The organism is Eionea flava, assembly GCF_055393785.1.
Window position 1 is genome coordinate 710982 of the sequence record NZ_AP036018.1, and the last position, 21144, is coordinate 732125.

Annotated in this window: 17 protein-coding genes and 2 tRNA genes; 10 read left to right on the forward strand and 9 right to left on the reverse strand. The window is 43.0% G+C overall.

Annotated features, from left to right (window positions below):
* Positions 1-3: 3 nt before the first annotated feature.
* Positions 4-1218: a pyridoxal phosphate-dependent aminotransferase gene (locus tag ACZ5O6_RS03250; protein ID WP_447091167.1), complete on the reverse strand. Its 1215-nt coding sequence runs from the start codon at positions 1216-1218 to the stop codon at positions 4-6.
* A 260-nt stretch (positions 1219-1478) separates the two neighbouring features.
* Between ACZ5O6_RS03250 and msrB the strand changes: the two genes are divergently transcribed.
* Positions 1479-1883 (forward strand): peptide-methionine (R)-S-oxide reductase MsrB, encoded by a 405-nt coding sequence (gene msrB, locus ACZ5O6_RS03255; RefSeq protein ID WP_447091166.1) that lies wholly within the window; start codon positions 1479-1481, stop codon positions 1881-1883.
* On the forward strand, positions 1876-2652 hold the full coding sequence (locus tag ACZ5O6_RS03260) for a DUF1499 domain-containing protein (RefSeq protein ID WP_447091165.1): 777 nt from the start codon (positions 1876-1878) through the stop codon (positions 2650-2652). The genes msrB and ACZ5O6_RS03260 overlap by 8 nt, the downstream gene beginning before the upstream one ends.
* Positions 2653-2677: 25 nt before the next feature.
* Here ACZ5O6_RS03260 and ACZ5O6_RS03265 read toward each other — a convergent pair whose 3' ends face one another.
* Positions 2678-3478 carry a hypothetical protein gene (locus tag ACZ5O6_RS03265; RefSeq protein ID WP_447091164.1) on the reverse strand — a complete coding sequence of 267 codons (801 nt, stop codon included), beginning with the start codon at positions 3476-3478 and terminating at the stop codon, positions 2678-2680.
* A gap of 256 nt (positions 3479-3734) precedes the next feature.
* Here ACZ5O6_RS03265 and ACZ5O6_RS03270 point away from each other — a divergent pair.
* Positions 3735-3810: transfer RNA gene (locus ACZ5O6_RS03270), tRNA-Glu, on the forward strand.
* Between the two features lie 38 nt (positions 3811-3848).
* A tRNA-Gly gene (locus ACZ5O6_RS03275) sits at positions 3849-3923 on the forward strand.
* Positions 3924-4055: 132 nt separating this feature from the next.
* Here the strand turns inward: ACZ5O6_RS03275 and ACZ5O6_RS03280 are convergent.
* The 4 genes from ACZ5O6_RS03280 to purM all read right to left on the reverse strand — a co-directional run bounded on the left by ACZ5O6_RS03280 (position 4056) and on the right by purM (position 7177).
* A complete protein-coding gene (locus tag ACZ5O6_RS03280; RefSeq protein ID WP_447091163.1) occupies positions 4056-4559 on the reverse strand; it encodes an FKBP-type peptidyl-prolyl cis-trans isomerase in 504 nt (167 codons plus the stop codon).
* Between the two features lie 28 nt (positions 4560-4587).
* Complete coding sequence (locus ACZ5O6_RS03285; RefSeq protein WP_447091162.1) at positions 4588-5352, reverse strand: DUF3108 domain-containing protein; 765 nt, start codon at positions 5350-5352, stop codon at positions 4588-4590.
* A 64-nt stretch (positions 5353-5416) separates the two neighbouring features.
* Positions 5417-6103, reverse strand: coding sequence for a phosphoribosylglycinamide formyltransferase (gene purN, locus ACZ5O6_RS03290; RefSeq protein ID WP_447091161.1), 687 nt, complete (start codon positions 6101-6103; stop codon positions 5417-5419).
* A 6-nt stretch (positions 6104-6109) separates the two neighbouring features.
* Positions 6110-7177 (reverse strand): phosphoribosylformylglycinamidine cyclo-ligase, encoded by a 1068-nt coding sequence (purM, locus tag ACZ5O6_RS03295; protein WP_447091160.1) that lies wholly within the window; start codon positions 7175-7177, stop codon positions 6110-6112.
* Positions 7178-7493: 316 nt separating this feature from the next.
* Here purM and ACZ5O6_RS03300 point away from each other — a divergent pair, with 316 nt between their 5' ends.
* The 3 genes from ACZ5O6_RS03300 (at position 7494) to ACZ5O6_RS03310 (ending at position 17609) form a co-directional block, all read left to right on the forward strand.
* Positions 7494-8738 (forward strand): DUF2066 domain-containing protein, encoded by a 1245-nt coding sequence (locus tag ACZ5O6_RS03300; RefSeq protein ID WP_447091159.1) that lies wholly within the window; start codon positions 7494-7496, stop codon positions 8736-8738.
* 7 nt (positions 8739-8745) lie between these two features.
* Positions 8746-9450 carry a DnaA regulatory inactivator Hda gene (gene hda / locus ACZ5O6_RS03305; RefSeq protein WP_447091158.1) on the forward strand — a complete coding sequence of 235 codons (705 nt, stop codon included), beginning with the start codon at positions 8746-8748 and terminating at the stop codon, positions 9448-9450.
* Positions 9451-9572: 122 nt separating this feature from the next.
* The gene (locus tag ACZ5O6_RS03310) at positions 9573-17609 is read left to right on the forward strand and encodes a S8 family serine peptidase (protein WP_447091157.1); all 8037 of its coding nucleotides are present in this window, start codon (positions 9573-9575) and stop codon (positions 17607-17609) included.
* Between the two features lie 80 nt (positions 17610-17689).
* On the opposite strand, the gene ACZ5O6_RS03315 is transcribed toward ACZ5O6_RS03310, so the two are convergent.
* The 3 genes from ACZ5O6_RS03315 to arsC form a co-directional block, all read right to left on the reverse strand.
* Positions 17690-18034 (reverse strand): DUF2069 domain-containing protein, encoded by a 345-nt coding sequence (locus ACZ5O6_RS03315; protein WP_447091156.1) that lies wholly within the window; start codon positions 18032-18034, stop codon positions 17690-17692.
* An 8-nt stretch (positions 18035-18042) separates the two neighbouring features.
* Positions 18043-18645, reverse strand: a complete 603-nt coding sequence (gene wrbA, locus ACZ5O6_RS03320; RefSeq protein ID WP_447091155.1) for an NAD(P)H:quinone oxidoreductase — start codon at positions 18643-18645, stop codon at positions 18043-18045.
* An 80-nt stretch (positions 18646-18725) separates the two neighbouring features.
* Positions 18726-19070: an arsenate reductase (glutaredoxin) gene (arsC, locus tag ACZ5O6_RS03325; protein WP_447091154.1), complete on the reverse strand. Its 345-nt coding sequence runs from the start codon at positions 19068-19070 to the stop codon at positions 18726-18728.
* A gap of 272 nt (positions 19071-19342) precedes the next feature.
* On the opposite strand from arsC, the gene ACZ5O6_RS03330 reads away from it, so the two are divergent.
* The 3 genes from ACZ5O6_RS03330 to ACZ5O6_RS03340 all read left to right on the forward strand — a co-directional run bounded on the left by ACZ5O6_RS03330 (position 19343) and on the right by ACZ5O6_RS03340 (position 21139).
* Positions 19343-19714, forward strand: coding sequence for a response regulator (locus ACZ5O6_RS03330; RefSeq protein WP_447091153.1), 372 nt, complete (start codon positions 19343-19345; stop codon positions 19712-19714).
* Between the two features lie 61 nt (positions 19715-19775).
* The gene (locus ACZ5O6_RS03335) at positions 19776-20381 is read left to right on the forward strand and encodes a hypothetical protein (RefSeq protein WP_447091152.1); all 606 of its coding nucleotides are present in this window, start codon (positions 19776-19778) and stop codon (positions 20379-20381) included.
* Between the two features lie 365 nt (positions 20382-20746).
* Complete coding sequence (locus ACZ5O6_RS03340) at positions 20747-21139, forward strand: hypothetical protein (RefSeq protein WP_447091151.1); 393 nt, start codon at positions 20747-20749, stop codon at positions 21137-21139.
* Positions 21140-21144 lie beyond the last annotated feature (5 nt).

The following is a 21144-nucleotide window of genomic DNA, read 5'->3' on the forward strand; positions in this document are numbered from 1 at the left end:
GAATTATTGAGTGTAATCTGAAAAAAACTGTTTGAGTCCTGTCATTGCCATTTCTAACTCATCCTTACGCGGTAAAAATACAATTCTAAAATGGTCTGGTGCTTTCCAATTAAATGCAGTTCCTTGCACTAAAAGTACTTTGTGCTTAATTAAAAAATCTAATACCCATTGCATATCATTCTGAATAGAAAACTGCTTTATATCCACTTTAGGAAATAAATAGAGTGCCCCTTTTGGTTTTACGCAAGAGAGTCCAGGAATATCATTGACCATTTGGTAAGCAATATCTCTTTGTTCGCGTAAGCGCCCTCCGGGTAAAATTAATTCATCAATACTTTGATAGCCACCCAGTGCTGTTTGTACGCCGAGCATAGCGGTTGCGTTAGCGCATAAACGCATAGATGCCAGCATATCAATACCGGCAATATAATCTTTAGCATTGGCTTTATTGCCGCTAATAATCATCCAGCCTGAACGAAAACCGGCTAGACGGTAAGATTTTGACAAACCATTAAAGCTAATACATAAAACGTCTTGAGCGAGGCGAGCCATAGGGATGAATTGGGCGTCGTCATACAAAATCTTGCTATAAATCTCATCGGCAAAAATAATTAAATTGTGTTGACGCGCAAGCTCGACGATTTCTTCGAGCAATGATTGACTGTAGACAGCGCCGGTAGGATTGTTTGGATTGATCACCACAATGCCACGTGTATTGGGGGTGATTTTACGCTTTATATCATCAATGTCTGGAAACCAATCAGCGCCTTCATCACAGGTGTAGTGAACAGGGCTTCCGCCACCAAGATTAACGGCAGCGGTCCATAGTGGATAGTCTGGTGCAGGTATAAGCACCTCGTCTCCTTGGTTGAGTAAGGCCTGCATTGACATCACAATCAGTTCGCTCACGCCATTACCCAAATAAATATCGTTCACTTCTATATTAGGTATTTCTAAGTGTTGGCACTCATGCATAATCGCTTTGCGAGCCGCAAATAGCCCTTTAGAATCGGTGTAACCTTGAGCATCACGTATATTGGCAATCACGTCGCGAATAATTTCGTCAGGAGCATCAAAACCAAAAGATGCAGGATTACCAATATTTAATTTGAGGATACGCTGCCCCTCTTCTTCTAAACGATTCGCTTGCTTGAGGATAGGTCCTCTGATGTCATAACAAACGTCCGCGAGTTTTTGTGACTTTTTAATAGTGCTCATAGTAGGTCAGTGTTTATCGATAGTGTGTGTAAATAGTGTTTGATGATTAATGGCTTGTGCCATGTTTGACTGGGGTCATGGTTATGATCAGTCTTTTTCGTACTAGCATGTAATGACAATGTGTTAATGTTTATTCATCGCGATGGACATGCTGCTCGTACAAATAGTAACTTATAAACAGTGACTTATAGTGTAGAGCAAAAGCCAGCGATATGATTCATCAATGATGAAAAACCTGCGATCAACTGGGATTAGAGATTATGTCAGATCAAGAAAATAATTGGAAAGAAAAGCTTACTGCTGAAGAATATCGTATTTGTCGAGAAAAAGGCACAGAGCCAGCGTTTAGTGGCTGCTATTGGGATGAAAAGGCGGTAGGCGAATACATGTGTAAATGCTGTGGTAAGCCATTATTTGATTCGGCCACTAAATACGATTCTGGATCCGGCTGGCCTAGCTTCTATCAACCCGTTATTAACGATAACGTTAAAGAAATTGTCGATCATAGCCATGGCATGACACGTACTGAAGTGGTGTGTCAGCATTGTGGTAGTCACTTAGGGCATGTATTTCCCGATGGGCCGCAGCCAACAGGCCTACGTTATTGTATTAACTCCGCCTCTCTATCTTTAGATAAATCGAAAAATACAGACGCCCATGAATAGCTTACTATGGCAGGGTGGGTGCGTGGCACTGCTGATAGCCTGTGTTTTGTGGAATCGATCAGAAGTAGGTGATCCACGCTGGCCGTTATTGGGTTTGGGGCTCACACTTTTTTTATGGTTGCTGTTAGGCATTTATGTCATTGTGGCTGGCTTATGGTATGGCAATTCTTCCAATCTATATTCAACGCTTTTGGGTGCTATACGCGTAGATAGTTCAATACTTCCCGTGGTTTCTTGTGTTGTGGCATTTATACCTATTGTGTTGTGGGTTAGCCTTATCGTGTCATCACAACGGGTGCCCTCTATTCATGATATTACTACCGATATGAACCAGCCTCCGCCATTAACGCTGGCAGAAAGTAACCGTCATCCGTCACATAATAGTGTGGTGTATGCGAATAAAAATATATCTCAGCAGCGCACAGCGTATCCTGAAGTTAAACCGCTCATAGTGGCTTTGCCGCCTGAAAAACTCATGCCTATTGTGATTAATGCCGTGAGCGATCTTGGCTGGCAGTTACACCATCCGTTAGAGGAGAAGGTAGGTATGCTTAATGATCATGGAGACCTGTTGATAGAGGCTTACGATAAAACCGCTTTATTGGGTTTTGTAGACGATATTGTCGTTAGGGTTCGTGCTATTAATGAGGGGAGCCAGATTGACATTCGGTCTGCGTCTAGAATAGGCCAAAGTGATTTCGGTGTGAATGCCCAGCGAATTCAGGCTTTCCTGAAGGTAATAAACCATCAAACGACAGTTGTACAATAATCGTTATGTGTATTAATAAAAACGGTTAATCGTAAACGTTTTTCTTTTTCCAGCCCGCATCTTCTTCGAACGCATCCCATTGGCTTTTATCTTCCTCTTGACCTGTTTGTGCTTCTGTATGCGGATTTTTATTCTGTTCCTGGGCTTGTTGCTCTTCCGAGTCTACTTGCAACTGTAGTGGTTCTATCCGAGCATTAATTTGTTGAATTTTTTCGCTAAAGCCAGCGGGAGTTTCTTTGGTTAGTAATTTTTTCGCCAGATCATAATAGTGTACTGCGAGCTTGGCTTTCTGTGACTCTATAGCTTGTTGAGCTGATAATGTGTGGCCATTGACCGTCAGCATGACGACCAGCTCTTTTAGCAACGAGCGATAATGTGCGTGCTGTTTTTGCGTGATTTGTCCGCGCTGCATAGATTTCTGTAAAAACTGTCCTATCAGGTTGAGATATTGCTTAAACTCGGCGATTTGGCTGGCTGCTTGTAGGTCTTGTGTTTGGTGAGTGTCCGGTTTACGTATAGAGGCTTCCAGTTGAACTGTGTGAATTTTCAATGCTTCGATATAGCGTGTTTCGGAAGGGGCGAGCTTGGTGAGTTGTTCGTAGGCATCAATAATACAGCGGTACAAAAAAACGGTGAGCTCTTTGGGTAAAAAGTTTTCTGGAAATACACTTAATGCTTGTAGCAAGTCTTTTGCACGTTTATCTAAAGCACGTTGCAGGCGTTCACGCTCAAGTTTGCGTTCGCCAATCGTTTGCTTAACAAAAATATAGCAAACAAGCGCAGCAACAATTACAACAATGCCGATAGTGATATAAATCTGGGTCATAAGTCGCGCTCAATGGTTATTCAGTATGCTTATTGGATAAAAAGCAGCCGTCTCACCTCTGGCAGTGCTGCTACCAACCTTATGTGTGACAAGGCGCCATATATTTGAGTATAGACGCTATTTCAAGACCCGAAGGTAATATCTTTAAGTGGTTGTTTCTGTATGTAATTTTTTTCACATAAAGTGTTGACAGTTGGCTCTGCGATCCATAGAATGCGCACCTCTTCTGATGACACACCAGTTGAAGAAGTCCTAAGTCCCCTTCGTCTAGTGGCCTAGGACACCGCCCTTTCACGGCGGTAACAGGGGTTCGAACCCCCTAGGGGACGCCATTTTTCCTTTACGCTTATCTAGTGTAATCGAGAACAAAGCGGGAATAGCTCAGTGGTAGAGCACAACCTTGCCAAGGTTGGGGTCGCGAGTTCGAGCCTCGTTTCCCGCTCCAAATTCGAAAAAAAACCAGCTTATAGCTGGTTTTTTTTCGTCTGTTATTTCTGTAATGGCTGTTTAGTCATAAGAATAATGAGGGTGAGTAAGTATGAAAGACTCGCCCCCATTGGTAGCCTATTTTCGATAGTTAGCTTTTGCATTCACCGGTTGCGCAGCAATCACTTTTGCTGTGAACTTGGCCTTGTTTTAATTCTTCCTCCGTTGCTTTGCGCACATCGGTCACTTCTACATCAAAGTGTAATGATTGCCCAGCCATCGGGTGGTTGCCGTCTACGGTGACTATGTCGCCATCAATACTTTTTACTTCGATAATTTGCATGCCGCCGTCGGGCGTTTGTGCATGAAATTCCATGCCAACCTCGATAGTGTCTACGCCAGTAAACATATCTTTAGGAAGTTCTTGGATAAGCTCTGGGTTGTATTCACCGTATCCTTCGGCGGGTTGTACAATAACGGATAAATTATCGCCGCTGGCTTTACCGTCGAGTGCTTTCTCTAAACCGGCGACGATATTGTTGGCGCCATGTAAGTAGTGCATGGGTTCTTGATTTTCTGAGGTGTCGAGAACTTCGCCGTCGGCATTTTTGAGTGTGTAGTGAATACTAGCGACTAAATCTTTAGTGATTTGCATAATTAATCCTGTGAATGTTGTGCGGGGGTTATGAGCTGTGACCGATGACGGTTTTGCCATCAACGGTTGCTTGTTTGATATCAATCGTAAGTGTTTTTTTATCGCCTTTAAATTGCTCTAGTCGCGTGAGTAAATAATGCCAATCACGCGCAAACCATAATAGTGTGGTTTTGTTGGGGTTTTCTCGAATGACCTTAACTTTAACGGTGTCTATTTTTCCGAGTGCGGTATCGAGGGTCTCGTTCTCTAAAATTTCAAATTGATAGCTTTTTAGGCGCCCTTTATCAGCGATAGTGTAGGCTAAATTGTTAACGTTTTTGGCGATATCGTATTGTAGTTGTAATTGGTAGCTTAGCTTATCTAGTGTGTCTTCGGGAGCGTCTAACTGTGAAATGTCGTCATCGTTATTACTGTTAATGGTGATATTTGGCGTGTTAGCTTTCGTATCGTCTGTGGCGTGGGAGAAATCTAATGTTTGTTCTCGTTTTTTGCCAAAGGCTGTCTGGTAATAACGATAGTTTATGGGTTTAATTCTTTCATTCTTCCATTCAAATAAGGATTGCTCTTCAATGTTTGCCGCCCAAGAATCAGCGGTAAAAGTCAGTTGGTATTGGCCGCCTTCTAATACTGTGAGTTCGCGTTTTGCATTCACTGAAAAGCCTTTTATATTGGCTTTATAGTCTGCCGTAAAGACGGTTAATGGTGTGTCAGCTTGCAACACAGCAGCATTCAACGAGAATGCGCTAAACAAAACATTGCGCAGTAATTTTTTTAATGAGAGTGAATGCATCATTGTCTTCTCCTTGATGTCTATTTACCGTTAATGTCAGCCTAAAGTGTGTTTTGCTTTACCCGCTTTACGTCTTTGATGAGTGGACTTGATAGCCTTGGGGGGGCAGAGCAGATTGATCGAGTAATACTTGTTGTTTATCGAGTTGTAAACGTTGTGTGGCAAACCAATCGACAGCCATTGGGTAAATAATATGTTCTTGCGTTTGCACACGTTTGGCAAGGCTTTCTGGAGTGTCATCATTGAGTACGGGAACAACGGCTTGGATAATCGGTGGGCCGCCATCGAGCTCTTCAGTAACAAAATGTACGGTCACCCCGTGTTGTTTATCGTCCGCTTCTAGCGCGCGTTGATGGGTGTGCAAGCCTTGATACTTGGGCAGTAAAGACGGGTGGATGTTGAGCATGCGCCCCTGAAATTGCCGTACAAAATCCGCGGTTAATATACGCATAAACCCAGCGAGTACAATAAGATCAGGTTGATATTGGTGAATGGTCTTGGCGAGTGCCTCATCAAATGATTCTCTACCGTCATAATCCTTATGACTAATCACGTGATTGCTGATGCCCGCTGCCTCGGCACGCTGTAAGCCGTAAGCATCGGGTTTGTTACTAATCACGCTTTCTATAGTAATGGGTAGCTGCTGTTGCTGCTGGCCATCAATAAGGCTTTGCAAATTTGAGCCGCTGCCAGATATTAGGACAACGACACGACATGAAGAGCGAGAATCGCTAGGCGAGGGTGTAGAGTTCATAAGACGCTACTTGATAATCACTTGTTCACTATCAGCTTTGGCTTGTGCAATATGGCCAATGACCCATGCCGTTTCGCCGGCTTCTTCTAGTAATTGAAGCGCCTGTGCAGTATTTGCTTCATCAACGCAGATTACCATGCCAACACCGCAGTTGAGTGTGCGGTACATTTCTGTTTGTTCAACATTACCCGCTTGTTGTAGCCAACGAAATACGGCAGGAATTTCCCAGCTTGCACTATCAATAACGGCGCAGCTATTTTCGGGTAATACGCGAGGTAAATTTTCTAGTAAGCCGCCACCGGTAATGTGCGATAGTGCGTTAACGGGGACATGCTTCATAAGGTTAAGTAAGGATTTAACGTAGATACGGGTGGGAGCCATTAATGCCTCTTTTAATGGTGTGCCGTCGAGTTCAATGTCCAGGCCTTGATCTTTGGCGCTGACGTCATTGACTTCTAAAATCTTACGAATAAGAGAATAGCCGTTAGAGTGTGGGCCGCTAGAGGCTAAGCCAATCAGTGTGTTGCCGGTGGCCACGTTTGAGCCGTCAATAATTTCGTCTTTTTCGACAACGCCAACACAGAATCCTGCAAGGTCGTAGTCTTCACCTTCATACATGCCGGGCATTTCTGCGGTTTCGCCGCCGACTAAAGCGCAGCCTGATTGTAGACAACCTTCGCCAATACCGGTAACCACATCAGCGGCTACATCGACGTTCAGTTTACCGGTCGCGTAATAATCAAGGAAAAACAAAGGCTCTGCACCAGCCACAATTAAATCATTGACGCACATGGCCACTAAATCGATACCGATCGTGTCATGTTTGCCTAAATCCATTGCGAGTCGTAGTTTTGTGCCAACGCCATCGGTGCCGGATACTAGTACGGGCTTTTTGTAACCTTCCGGCAACTCGCATAAAGCGCCAAAGCCGCCTAACCCTGCCATCACTTCGGGGCGGCGTGTGCGCTTTGCCACGCCTTTAATACGGTCAACCAATGCATTACCTGCGTCGATATCGACACCGGCATCTTTGTAGCTAATAGAAGGTTTTTGTTCGGGAGAGCTTGTAGTCATAAAAGGTAGCCGCAGTCGTCATTAAGTCTAAAAGGGGAAAGTACAGCGATGAGTCATTATTGTAAGCGCAGAGTATGAATGCTTACTGATATTTTCGTGTGCACTTCAAAAAGTGCGTATTCTACCAGTTAGCAGGGTTTGATTGACAGTGGATTTTTTATGCGATTCTGTCACACTAGCGCGCACCGTTGGTAAGTGCTTGGTATAGGCTCGATGAAATATACCACTTAAGCGATTTTAAATGATAAATGATGGTAAATGTTGCGTGATAAGCTCTCAGTTTGTAAATGTTTCACTCTCTATAATAGTTGACTTTGTGGCTACAAAAGTAAGCGCTTTGGTCGCTCGATATACCAGTCTCTGCACAGTGTTTGTATTGATGTTAACTGTTGCGATGCCCGCGGCAGCGGAAAAGCAGGTGGATATCTTTACAGATGCTCAGTTAGTGCTTGATCAGTCAGTCGGCCTTAGGCAGCAAGCGATGAGAGCAAGTCTTGAGCTGGTGCTTATTCGTGCTGTAGGTGACGTAAACGTTGTTAACTATCCGGAGGTTAGAGAGGCGCTATCTGCACCAAGTGCTTATGTGAATCAGTATCGCTACGCCAGTACTGAAGAGATGATTGTCATTGCGGGTGCTGCTCGCCCAGCGCAACAACTTTTTTTACAATTCTCACAGCCGGCTATTGAGCGTTTATTAAAAACATCAAAAATTGCTATGTGGCGTGAACTACGTCCGGAGGTTTTGTTGTGGGTCGCAACAGATAATCAGGGCAAGCGTATCGCTGATGCGACGTCTGCCATCGTTACTACAACGCGGCGTGCAGCGGCATTACGAGGTGTTCCTTTAGCGCTACCATTATTAGACCTTACTGATAGGCAGGCGCTTAGTGCACCGCGTTTATGGGCAAGAGATGAAGTTGCTATCAATCGTGCTTCGCAGCGCTATGGCGCCGATGCCGTGCTAGCCGGTCGAGTAGTTGGACTATCGGGTGGTGTGCAACGCGCTAATTTTATTCTGACGTATGATCGACGCGCTTATTACTTTTCAGCGGAATCTGATAATACGGCGGTTTTAATGCAAAATATTATTGACCAATCGATGGTTGTGCTCGCCAAATCGAACGCGGTAATACTTGCTGATAATAATGTGTTGCCGACAATAACGGTTGCTGTGGGTAATGTCTCAAGTTTTGCAAGTTATGCCACAATTTTGCAGCGCCTTGAGGGTTTACCTTCGGTTAGTCGTGTTAATTTACGTGAAGTCGGCGGAGAGTATTTAATCGCCGACTTGCGTTATCAAACTACACAGGATCGAGTACGTACTCAGTTATCAAGGTTAGAAGGGTTTGAGTCGGTATCCGACGAGTTGTTTATTAGTCGCTATTGGCAGCCGGCGGTGGATATTGTTCAGTTAAGCGATGCATCCGAAGTTGATAATAGCGACATTGGTAGCATTGAGGTTGAAAACCGCGAAGTGGAAGTGTTGCCCGCACCTTCTGAAGTGCCGGTGGCTTCCTTTCCTCGTATTGATGCCGCCCTTATATGGAACGTGAGCGAGTAGCGCTTTCATGGTTTCTACGCAATCCTCTTTTAAGCAACTTCCTTTGCCGATTCCGCTATCAGCCGAAGCGACATTCGATAATTTTTATATATCGAATGAGAACCAGCTTACCATTACCGCTCTGCGAGAATGTACTAAAAATAGAGAATTATTCTTTTACTTATGGGGTTCAGGCTGTGGAGTGAGTCATGTTCTACAAGCAATTCAGCATGAGCAATCTGACCGTACAATAGTATATTTGCCCTTAAAAGAGTTGGTACAATACCCAGCTGAGGATGTGTTAGCAGGCTTAGATACGGCTGAAATGGTGATCTTAGATGATTTGCAATCTGTTGTAGGTAAAGAGGATTGGGAGCATGTTTTGTTTCATTTATATAATCGTTTGCGTGACGCTAACAAGCGATTGATTATTGGCGCTCAGCTTTCTCCCAGAGAACTTCCTGTTGGTCTGCCAGACCTACAGTCACGTTTACAATGGGGAATGAGTTATCGTTTAAGTACCCTCAGCGATGACGATAAGCAGCAAGCGATAAAACTGCGTGCTAAAAATCTAGGTCTGCGTATTGGTGATGAAGTTATACAATATATTTTTAATCATTACAGTAGAGATTTTCGCCAATTGATGCACTTCCTGTCGCTCATCGACGAAGCATCAATGGCTGAGCAACGCCACTTGACGATTCCTTTTGTTAAGCAGGTGTTGTCTTCTTAACTACTCATACAATAAGAAAGGTTAGGTAATATTACTTAGTCGATTTAATTTGGATGAATATTGTGTCAAAATAAAGATTATTTTTTAATTTTCTGCCTTAAATTGCAAAAGGATTGTAATCAATGCTACCCACATTTAATAAACGTTACCTTCTAATTTCAGCTTTACTATTAGTGGGGGGCGCCGCCGCTATTGGTTATGTCGGTAACAATAGTTCGTTAGCAGTAGAGGAATTGGTTTCCAGTAGTGATTCAGTTCACAGTCAAAATGCACCCGCAACCCTTCAGTCATTAAGTGAGATAAGTCAGGAGGCTTCTCCCATTACCGATAAGAGGGTGCTTGTAAAATTTACGGAAAAAGCATTGGCTATGGATGCGTTAGCACAAGAAGCTGCGCTAGTCGATATTGGCGTCACCAATATCGAGACTTTTACCTATGCAGGAAATATATCAGTACTAGCGCTAAATACCCCCAAGTCTATTGAGCATGTTATTGCAGTTATAGAAGCATCGGGCCTTGTTGAATATGCTGAGCCGGATTACGTCGTTCATACAGAAACATCATATTCGTTACCAGAAAATGAACAATCGTGGGGGCTTCATAATACAGGTGAAACGGGAGGCATAAAAGATGCAGATATCGATGCACCTGAGGCCTGGGAGATATTCGCTAAAATTCCTAAAAGCCACCCAAGTAATACTCCTCGCCCTATCATTGCCCTATTGGATACTGGTATAGATCTTACACACCCATCATTGATGCCTCACCTTTGGCAAAACCCTGCGAGTGTGTCAAATAGTTTGAACAGTAGAATATGCGATAATGATACTGCCATTCTCCCTTTAGATACTCACGGTCATGGTACTCAGGTTGCTGGCGTTATTGCCTCGCTGAACCCACACAACGAATTTAAGCTCTTGCCGGTTAAGGCGCTTTGCGACAATGGCCGTGGCCATCACTCAGATATTATTGCCTCTATTGATTATTTGTTAGCACTTAAACAGCAAGGGGTGAATATCTCTGTTGCCAATTTAAGTTTTGGCGGAAGCGATAATGGACTTTCTTTATTATCTGCGTTACAGGCGCTGGCTAGCCAGCAGGTTGTTATTGTGGCGTCTGCGGGTAACGATGGTAGAAGTAATGATGAGTTCCCACACTACCCTGCTAATTATGCTATTTCACAGATGATTGTTGTTGCTGCTAGTGATAATAACGATCACCTAGCGAGCAACAGCAACTACGGTATCAGTACAGTTGATCTAGTCGCTCCTGGTGTTGATATTTATACAGCTCAGCTGGGTGGTGACTATAGTCTATCAAGCGGTTCTTCGTTATCGGCCGCTTATATCAGTGGTACCGCAGCTATGGCACAAGTCGCCTTTCCTAGCTTATCGGCAGTCAATATAAAATCACGCATCATGTCGAGCGTTGACAAGCGTAATCAGTTTTCTGGACAAATGGTTTCTCGAGGTCGATTAAATGCCAGTAAGATTTTTGATGGATACATAGAAGGTCGGCTTGCGACAAGTCAGTTCTCTTCAGTAGACAGAAACCAGCGTATCCAACATACCACCTTTGATAATCTCAAAAACCGATCTACCACTGCGTCATTAAATCGTTCAGCCATAAGTGGCCGTGAGTTAGATATAGTGGCTAATCATATTATGATGCGCTTTGCTGATACCTATAAAGGATATTCTTTAGAAGAGCGATCGGCATTATTAGAGCCATTCGGTGTCAGTATTGAAAAAGATTTTCCCTATGCAGGGGGTGTCGTTTTATTAAGTATCAATGGTGCGCCGCGCGCACCGATTGGCAAATTGCCAGAGGGGGAAACTAAAGAGTCTGTGCATGAGCGAGTTAATCGTGTTGTCGAACAGCTACAAGAATCAGGTCTCGTTGAGTATGCTGAGCCAGACAGTATTGTAAGTGCTGCCGCTGTGCCTAATGATACTTTGTATGATCAATTGTGGGGTTTAGAGGTTATCCAAGCCGAACAAGCGGTAGATCACCTCAATCAAATAAATGCGTCTTCTACAGAAGTTGTCATTGCTGTTATTGACTCCGGCATTGATTACAACCATCCAGACCTGGTCGATAATATGTGGGTTAATACAGGAGAAATTCCTGGTGATGGGCTTGATAATGATAACAATGGACATCACGACGATATTTATGGGTATAACGCAATTAACAATACGGGTGACCCCATGGATGATCATTCCCACGGCACGCATGTTGCGGGTACGATTGGAGCGACTAGAAACAATGGTTTAGGTGTTGCAGGGGTATCACCTAATGTTCGCCTTATGGCGGTTAAATTCTTAAATTCAGAAAACAGAGGTTCAAGTTCCGATATCCTAGCGTCGTTTGACTATGTTCACATGATGAAACTAGAGCAGGGTGTAAATATTAGGTTAACCAATAATAGTTGGGGTGGGGGTGGTGAAAATCAAAGTGTAAAAGCTGCCATAGAAGCATCTGAGCAATATGGTATTTTATTTGTCGCTGCTGCTGGTAACAGTAAAACAAATACTGATCTTTTCCCACAGTATCCCGCCAGCTATGATGTGGATAACATTATATCCGTGGCCGCGACTAACGAATTTGATGTTCTGGCGTCTTCTTTTTCTAATTATGGAAGTAGTATCGACATAGCTGCACCCGGCGATTCTATTTTAAGCACCGTTCTTGGTGGTAGTTATGGTTTTGATAGTGGTACTTCTATGGCTGCGCCTCATGTCAGTGGCGTTTTGGGGCTAATGCTTTCCGCCAAACCTGATTTATCAATAGGAGAGGCGAAATCGACTCTGCTCGACAGTGCTGATACATTGCCATTGCTGGATGGACTCGTTAATTCATCTAGAAGGCTGAATGCTTACAATGCCGTTTTTGAAGAGATAGTTATAGATCTTTCTGCAAGTGCGGTAACGATTGAAGAGAGCGGTTCGGTTGTGGTCAACGTACGCTTAGGTGCTCAACCAGAAGTGCCGGGATCTTTAGTAACCATCAATATTGAAAAAAGCAGCGGTGATGACTCTCTTGTCTTAAGTTCTTCAGCCACTCTGGTCTTTGATGATTCTAACTGGAATATATGGCAGCCAGTTACTTTTACTTCTATGGGTGACTTGGATATATCGAATGATAGTGCTGCCTTTAGAGTATCGACTCTAGGGGCTCAGGCTAGAAGCGTCACTGTTAATGAGCAAGATAATGGTGTGTTGCCTGACAATATTTGTGATGCCATCTCACAGATACCACAAGATGAATGTAACGCTTTAGTCACCTTTTATGAGTCGACAGATGGCGCTAACTGGACTAATAACGATGGCTGGCTATCAACGGATATGCCTTGCAGTTGGTACGGTATTGTCTGCTCGCTAGATGGTCATGTTTCTAATATTTTCCTAGGCTTTAACAATCTTCAGGGGGATTTTCCTAGCGTGGTCAGCGCTTTTACACGGTTGCAGTCTTTAAGTCTTTCTTCTAACAGCTTATCGGGCTCTATTCCTTCATCATTAAGCCGCTTGGCAGAATTGAGATATTTGTGGTTGAGTAGTAATCAGTTAACTGGGAGTATTCCTTCTGAAATTGGTGATTTACTACAATTGGAAGAATTGAGCCTTTGGGGTAATCAATTGTCTGGCATTATCCCAACTACTATAGGGGCAATGTCTAGCCTAAGAAACTTAAGTTTAGGTTCTAATCAGTTGACGGGAGATATTCCTTCTGAAATTGGTGATTTGCTACAACTGGAAGAGTTGAGCATTTGGAATAATCAGTTATCTGGCGTGATCCCGAATACTATAGGGGGAATGTCTCGCCTAAGAAACTTAAGTCTAAGTTCTAATCAGTTGACGGGAGATATTCCAGAAGAGCTATTTGGACTACTGGAATTACAGACTGTTTATCTGCATGGAAACCAATTAACAGGTAGTATTCCGGAGGCTATTGGTAACTTATCTAACTTAGTGACATTCGATGTTGGCTACAACCAGATTAGTGGCTCCCTTCCTAACTCGCTGAGTAGCTTAAGTAACTTAGAGCAACTTTTAGCCGATGGTAATCAACTCACTGGGGTAATATCTTCTAATATAGGTAATGCTAGCCAACTTAGCACCTTCCTATTAGATAATAATCAGCTAACAGGAGAGATCCCAGAGAGTTTCTACTCACTTGTTAATTTGACAAGTATTAGTTTGAGCAATAATCAGTTATCAGGTGAATTATCATCCTCAATCGCTAATTTGGTTCAACTAAATTCAATCAACATCTCTAATAATCAGTTAGTAGGCGCTATTCCGACTGAATTAGGTAGTCTAAATAATATTTACTTCTTAGACCTATCAAATAACCAGTTAACAGGAGCAATACCTTCTAGCCTAGGAAGTTTAACGGGGCTCTCCAGCCTCGATTTATCATATAACCAGTTAAGTGGTGCGATACCTGCTGATATTGCAAACCTTAATGGAGTTTTCGGGCTGCGGTTAAATAACAACCAACTAGCAGGTTCTATTCCTGCTGAGCTGGGTAACCTAAGTAATTTGCAGTATCTCTCTCTGCAAGAAAATGCACTAACTGGTGATATCCCTGCTTCTTTAGGTAACTTGGTTAATCTGGGTGAGCTACATTTGCAAAATAATCAGTTAAGCGGTTCTATTCCTGCCGAGCTTGGTAACTTAAATAACTTGTGGTATTTCTACTTACAAGAAAACGCGCTAACCGGTTCTATTCCTACAGAGTTAGGTAATTTATCGAATTTATCTCGTCTGTATCTTTACAGCAACCAGTTGACGGGCTCTATTCCATCCGAATTGAGTAACCTATCAACGGTGTATCGTATCTATCTATACGATAACCAATTAACTGGCTCCATTCCTCCAGAATTAGGGGCGATGAACAACGCGTCTCGCTTCTACTTTTATGACAACCAATTGTCAGGAGAGATTCCTGCTGAGTTGGGCAGTGCGCCAGGCTTATATCGCGTGTTATTACAAAACAACCGCTTGAGCGGCTCTATTCCTCCAGAGCTGGGTGAAAGCGCTACCATTAGCCGTTTGTTAGTGAGCAATAACCAACTCTCCGGTGAAGTAACAGAGGCGATAGCGAATTTGTACATGATCGAAGTTAGCTATAATGCACTTGAAGCTGAAAATACTACTGCTGCAAATGCTTTAGATGTAAAAGACCCCAGTTGGAGTACCACCCAAACATTAGCACCGACAAATATCACGGCGTCACTAAGTAATGGGCAGACAATCATTTCATGGACTCCGATTAGTTATACTGTCGACCAAGGTGAGTACATCATTAGCTACTCGGATTCTCCAGTTGGTCCTTTTGTAGAACACGGCCGTGTTACTGGGAAATCCAATAGTGCATATGTGGTTGTTGATGCTGCTAGCTATCCCGACCGCTTTTATATCGTTCAAAGTCGTACATTGCCTCATGGTGCACAACAAAACGATATTTTGAGTGGTGTTAGTGCGCCTGTTCGCTTCGATAATATAGTGAACCCTTCTATTACACTTCCATCAGCGCTTACACTAGATGCATATAGCGAGAATGGGTTCGAGGTTGTCTATCCTTTGATAGACCAGTATTTGCTTTCTGTCATTGCTGTTGATCGCAACGGAAACCCTCTAATGGTTAGCCATAATGCACCTTCTGTGTTTCTTGTTGGGACAACGCGAGTAACATTCGAAGCTTGTGATAGTGAAGGTAATTGCAGTAGTGTCACCCAGGATGTCACAGTAGATTATGATCCTGTTGAGCCAGCGCCAACTGTTTCGGCTCCTGCCAATATGATTGTTGAAGCTCAGGGTGACCTTACGCCTATCACTATAGGTAGCGCGACAGCAACAGACCTCGTTGATGGCTCGCTAACAGTAACGCCGAGTGAAGTAGGGCCTTTCTCTTTAGGTACGCACCAAATTTTATGGGCTGCGACCAACAGTGTAGGTAAAACAACCGTGGCAATGCAGAATATCACCGTCCAAGATACGGTACCGCCTAGTATTGCCGTGCCCGCCGATGTTGTTGCGATGGGACGTATTGATTTTGATACTGGTATAGCAATCGCTGCGGATTTATTTGATTTTACGGTAGAAAGTGATAAGCCTGATTTTTTCCCTTTCGGAGTAACCACCATTACGTGGACGGCTACAGATGTTAATGGGAATACATCAACGGCTGAACAAACTATTACGGTTAATCCTGTTTATGTGAATAATTCTAGCCAGATTGCTTGCGAGGTAGGAGAGGCTGGCGACACAGTATGGGCAATTGACCCAGACAACGACACGGTCAGTATGATTTCTGTATCTCGCAACCCGATAACGTCTGAACGCATTGTTGAAACTAAGAATAATTTTTTCATGTTTACGGATAGCAAGCCAAGTTCCATAACGCGTGTCAATAATTATGTTGCCACAACGTATGCAGATACTGGAAGCATTCGTTTTAACCAAGTTGACTTTCCTTGGTTCGAGGGCGGTACAGTGCCTTGGACGACATGGAAAATTTCCTTGCGTAACGAAATGCCTATCGCATCGGTAGCGCATAATAATATGCTCTATGTTGCTTTATACGCGAGTGGAGAAGTGATTAAAATCGATACAGAGTCGCGAGAAATTGTTTCACGCCTTAAAGTGGGCGCTAAGCCTAAAGCGATGGCCTTGACTAGTGACGGCACTCGCTTGTTAGTAACAAGATTTATATCTACAGCAGATTATGGCGAAGTTTACGATATTAATACTGCGGGTAATATGTCCTTTAGAGATCCATTACAACCAAGTATTCAAATTAATAAAGTGTGGGTGCCTGATGATATTGATCATGGGTCAGGTGTGCCTAATTACTTACGAAGTATTGTTATCGACCCCGATGATCAATTTGCTTATGTTTCGGCAAACAAAGCGAATGTAGATAGGGGTGAATATTTAAATGGGCAAGCCCTATCTGCTGATAACACCGTACGCTCGATGATTGCCATATTGGATCTTGATCTAAACAGAGATACCAATATCGATAGTCTAACTCGTGATGATACAACTGACATACTTAATGCAGCTGACCCATCAGGCCTCAACTTTTTGCCTGATGGAGAGACCGGTGTTTATGCTTTGCAGGGTAATAATCGCATAGAGCTCTATGATTTTGATACTGAAAGTGTAGCGTCGACAGTTGATGTTGGTCATGCTCCACAAAGCCTTTGTGTGACAGAAGACTGGTTGTACGTGAAAAATCATACAGATCGAACGGTTAGCGTTATTGATATTGAAAGCTATCTTCAATCCCAGAGCACGACGCTTTCGTCAGAACAGATTGTCATGGTTGATCCAGAAGATGATGTGTTATCGGAAACAGAGCTGCAAGGTTTGCAATTATTTTACAGTGCTAGCAACAGTGTACTGAGCCCTGAAGGTTACATGAGCTGTGCTTCTTGCCATGATGACGGTGGACATGATGGGATGACGTGGGACTTTACCCATATGGGAGAAGGTTTGCGCAATACACTATCCTTACGTGGCGCGGGTGGCGCACGATTTGGGCTGTTAAATTGGTCTGGCAGTGCTGATGAAGTGCAAGACATTGAAAAACAGTTAGAGCAATTGCACGGGAGTAATGGATTTATAACAGGCATCGACTTCTCTGATCAAACGCCGCTCTTATATGCTAGCTTGGGTCGTGCTGAAGAGTTGGATGCACTGTCTGATTATGTCAGTAGCTTGGGCAAAAACAGTGTAATGAAGTCTCCGAATTATTGTGAATGGGGCGATAATGAATGTTGGAGTACCTACTATAGTGGTGCTTGGCAATATCATTCCCATGGCTGTAAGGATTGTCATGCCAGAGAAAGTCGCTTTTCGGGTGCTTATCGTGATGGTATGATTCATGATATGGATACCACAACCGAGGCTTCGGGTTTATCTGCAGGCTTGCCTCTCTCTGGCATACGCACGCCGACTTTGATTGAATTATGGGATACGGCGCCTTACCTACACGACGGTAGCGCAGAGGCACTGGAAGATGTGATGAATACCGGTGTACATGCCACCTATGGATTAGATGAAAGGGAAATGCGCAATCTTATTCAGTTCATCAAAAATATAGATCGTGATCAATATATTGATGATGACGAGTTATTTAACCCTTGATACCCATTGAGTTACATACTGTTATTTCACTTTGAGCATAATAGTATGTAACTGCTTCTAAATAGGATAGTTATAAACGCTTATAGTCTTTGCAAACCACGGCTTGTTGCCATAGCGCCGCAAAAAATAATAATAGAAAGCGTAAGGCCTATCCAATCGGTTGTCTCTGCTAGCGGCGAACCCACCTCTACGACATACGCCATAAAGTAAACCAATATGACAAAGCAGAGCCAGCTATGCGCTCTAAAATGAACTTTCAGTAGGCCCGGTAATACGAGCAATAATGGAATGGACTGAAAAATCCATAATTTCCACGTGTGATCCTCGTTAATGATAAAGGTGTAAGCCATTAAACCGAGTAAACCAGCGTAAGCTGCATAAGTAGTCAGCAGCAAGTAATTAAGTTTTTTGTTTGCGGTTAACATAGGAAATATTACTTTTCTGTTAAGAGTTGTTTGGCGATGGTAGCGACACGTTTACCGAGAATATGGCAATGTTGAACTTCATCTGCACTAAGCGGGTGATCACTTTTTGTTCCAGCCAAATGAGAGGCCCCATAAGGCGTTCCGCCCGTTGTTGTCGTCATCAATGTTGGTTCGCTATAAGGTAGTCCGGTAATCACCATGCCGTGATGGAGCAGGGGAAGCATCATGCTTAAAAGCGTGCTTTCTTGCCCGCCATGTAAGCTGCCGGTAGAAGTAAACACCGCAGCAGGCTTATCAATCAGATCACCATTTAACCATTGGCTGCTCGTGCCATCGAGAAAATATTTTAGTGGTGCGGCCATATTGCCAAAGCGTGTTGGGCTGCCTAGTAATAACCCGCTGCACTGTTGCAAGTCTTCTGCTGAACAGTAAATGGCGCCGTCTTTAGGAATATTATCCGCAATGGCTTCGCACTCAGCAGATACTTTTGGCACCGTGCGTAATCGTGCTTCCAACCCTGTTTTTTCAACGCCTTGCGCTAATTGCTGGGCCATCGCTGCTGTTGCGCCATGTTGGCTGTAATATAAAACTAAGATGTAGCTTGTATTCATGTGATGCTCATGAGGGTTGTTATATGTGTGAGTGCTATTTATGCAGCGCGCAGCTTACGGCAGTTTGCTAATGATCTTAACTATAATAGTGCCAGTACATTTTCAGGTGGGCGGCCTATAATCGCTCGTTCGCCCTTGCTAACAATTGGGCGCTCTAATAACTTGGGGTGCTTAACAATAGCGTTAATCAATGCATCTTCCGATAGCGTTGTATCCGCCAAGCCTGCTTCTTTGTACGCATCTTCTCCTTTGCGGATGATATCGCGAGCCGTAAGGCTTAGCATTGATAGCAACTGACGAACATCGGATTCTGATAACGGTGTTTCTAAGTAACGAACAATGGTTGGCTGATGACCACTTTCTTCGATTAGGCTTAGTGTTTGCCGTGATTTGGAACAACGTGGGTTATGATAAATAGTTAGCATAGTATTTTTTCTCTCCATCATTTATTGCTCGTATTTTAACGGTTTTTTACCGAAATTGTCCGCCAGTTTTCCCATCAATACATGAGATATCTATGGTAAGTCAGGATGATTTATGAGGGATAAGTCACTGCTTCTGCATAATTAATCGCAAAATCATTATAAAAAAACCTAGCGAATAAAAATTTCTGTCTATACTTGTAGGAGACGCATGGCAATTTCTAGTGAAACCCAGCGGCGATTTATCATTAACATTGACCAATTGTGTGAGACTTATGGCGATACCTCTACTAATCTGTGATGACTCAAATATGGCTCGAAAGCAGGTGGCACGTTCCCTTCCTGATGATTGGGATGTCGATATTACTTTTGCCACTAACGGTGTAGAAGGCCTAGCGGCAATTCGAGAAGGCAAAGGTGAAATGGTGTTTTTGGACCTTACTATGCCAGAAATGGATGGTTATGGCGTGCTAGAGCATGTGTTTAATGAAGGCCTTAACGCGATGATTATAGTGATATCGGGTGATATTCAGCCCGAAGCGAGAGATCGAGTGCTTAAATTTGGCGCTATCGATTTTATTAAAAAGCCAGTCAATAAAGAGAAACTGACCGCTGTTCTCACTCAGTATGGATTAATGGATACCTAAAGGTTCCTCCTCTACCGACGATATATCTATTACATCACCTAGTCATTCAGCGAGATAGATTATGAGTTTAGCGCTTCCACTTAATGAAGATCAGCGAGACTGCTTGCAGGAAATTACCAATGTTGCCATGGGTGCAGCAGCGGAATCGCTGGCTAACTTTACCGATACATTTGTTAATTTGCCTATTCCCATTATTCGTTGTGTTAACTCTGAACACTTGATCGATTCATTAAAGCAAGTGGAAGGGTATGACCGCCTGTCATCTATCAGTCAGCTTTTTAAATTTAGCGGTCTTAATTGTTATGCGCTGATAGTGATTAACGATGAAAGTATCGACGATCTCGCTCGCTTTACTGGGCGCTCATTAAGTGATGATGAACAAATTAAAACATTGTTACATGATCTTTGCGAAACCATTAATAAAACATGTTTCGAACGTTTAGGCGAAATGATTGAAAACCCAGTGGAAACCGACTCGCCTATTGTTAACAGTATGCATGTCCCTTTAGACTCGATACAAATGGAGTCTATCGCTAACTCCCATCAGCTAGTGAGTGTAGAAATCAATTATCACATTGAAAACAATACCTTCAATTGTGATTTGTTATTATTATTTCCAGAAGATACGTTAGATGAGTTAACTGACGTACTTAATCAATTTATTTAATATTATTGTATGAGGCATTTTACCGATGCCTTTACGTACATGTCTTCCTTTTAATTTTTTGTTCCTTCATCCCAGTTGCTTAATCTCCTTCCATGTCAACTTGTTGAATCACACGTCAAAACCCTTTATTATAACGCCATAAAACAGGGTGTGTTCATTTGTTAAGGCTACTCAGAAAGGAATCATTATTTTAAATTCTCCCTCCTTCTGTTATTTTCCTTATACGCTTATTTACAGCAACTGTGAGCTGCTATTTAGATAGTGGCTAGTTCTGTTCTCTGAATAATTTACCGGTTAGCATAAAATGATGCTAAATAAGCACGTGAATATTTAGTATCGACATAATAATTAAGGGACATCATCTAATGTCATTACTTTTCAATCGCGTCCATCTACGTAATTGCCTGATTTTTTTCACGCTACTGCTTGCATTGAGTGTTGTAATTGTTGGCTTTTATCAATCAACTTCTCGTCCTCCGCAGATTGATGCTCAAAGTATCGGTTCTTCTCTAGCGGTTGATAATGCGCAGCCAGCCGCCGATAAAATTGTTACCTCACCGCAATCAACCCCCGTTACATCTGAAGAAAAATCTATTGTCGACGGTCGACGAGGTCTTGAACAAATACGCGATTCTCACAAAACGGTACTCGCACAATTTGATCGAGAAGAGCAACTGCTTTTTATTAAAGATCATGAGGCAGAGCGCATGATTGAAGAGTTAGACGCTAAAATTAACGCGCAAGGATTAACGCAATGAGTATT

Excerpts from the sequence above, each read along its gene's own strand:
- ACZ5O6_RS03250 (WP_447091167.1), bottom strand. The coding sequence starts at position 1,218 with ATGAGCACTATTAAAAAGTCACAAAAACTCGCGGACGTTTGTTATGAC.
- msrB (WP_447091166.1), top strand. The coding sequence starts at position 1,479 with ATGTCAGATCAAGAAAATAATTGGAAAGAAAAGCTTACTGCTGAAGAA.
- ACZ5O6_RS03260 (WP_447091165.1), top strand. The coding sequence starts at position 1,876 with ATGAATAGCTTACTATGGCAGGGTGGGTGCGTGGCACTGCTGATAGCC.
- ACZ5O6_RS03265 (WP_447091164.1), bottom strand. The coding sequence starts at position 3,478 with ATGACCCAGATTTATATCACTATCGGCATTGTTGTAATTGTTGCTGCG.
- ACZ5O6_RS03280 (WP_447091163.1), bottom strand. The coding sequence starts at position 4,559 with ATGCAAATCACTAAAGATTTAGTCGCTAGTATTCACTACACACTCAAA.
- ACZ5O6_RS03285 (WP_447091162.1), bottom strand. The coding sequence starts at position 5,352 with ATGATGCATTCACTCTCATTAAAAAAATTACTGCGCAATGTTTTGTTT.
- purN (WP_447091161.1), bottom strand. The coding sequence starts at position 6,103 with ATGAACTCTACACCCTCGCCTAGCGATTCTCGCTCTTCATGTCGTGTC.
- purM (WP_447091160.1), bottom strand. The coding sequence starts at position 7,177 with ATGACTACAAGCTCTCCCGAACAAAAACCTTCTATTAGCTACAAAGAT.
- hda (WP_447091158.1), top strand. The coding sequence starts at position 8,746 with ATGGTTTCTACGCAATCCTCTTTTAAGCAACTTCCTTTGCCGATTCCG.
- ACZ5O6_RS03310 (WP_447091157.1), top strand. The coding sequence starts at position 9,573 with ATGCTACCCACATTTAATAAACGTTACCTTCTAATTTCAGCTTTACTA.
- ACZ5O6_RS03315 (WP_447091156.1), bottom strand. The coding sequence starts at position 18,034 with ATGTTAACCGCAAACAAAAAACTTAATTACTTGCTGCTGACTACTTAT.
- wrbA (WP_447091155.1), bottom strand. The coding sequence starts at position 18,645 with ATGAATACAAGCTACATCTTAGTTTTATATTACAGCCAACATGGCGCA.
- arsC (WP_447091154.1), bottom strand. The coding sequence starts at position 19,070 with ATGCTAACTATTTATCATAACCCACGTTGTTCCAAATCACGGCAAACA.
- ACZ5O6_RS03330 (WP_447091153.1), top strand. The coding sequence starts at position 19,343 with ATGGCGATACCTCTACTAATCTGTGATGACTCAAATATGGCTCGAAAG.
- ACZ5O6_RS03335 (WP_447091152.1), top strand. The coding sequence starts at position 19,776 with ATGAGTTTAGCGCTTCCACTTAATGAAGATCAGCGAGACTGCTTGCAG.
- ACZ5O6_RS03340 (WP_447091151.1), top strand. The coding sequence starts at position 20,747 with ATGTCATTACTTTTCAATCGCGTCCATCTACGTAATTGCCTGATTTTT.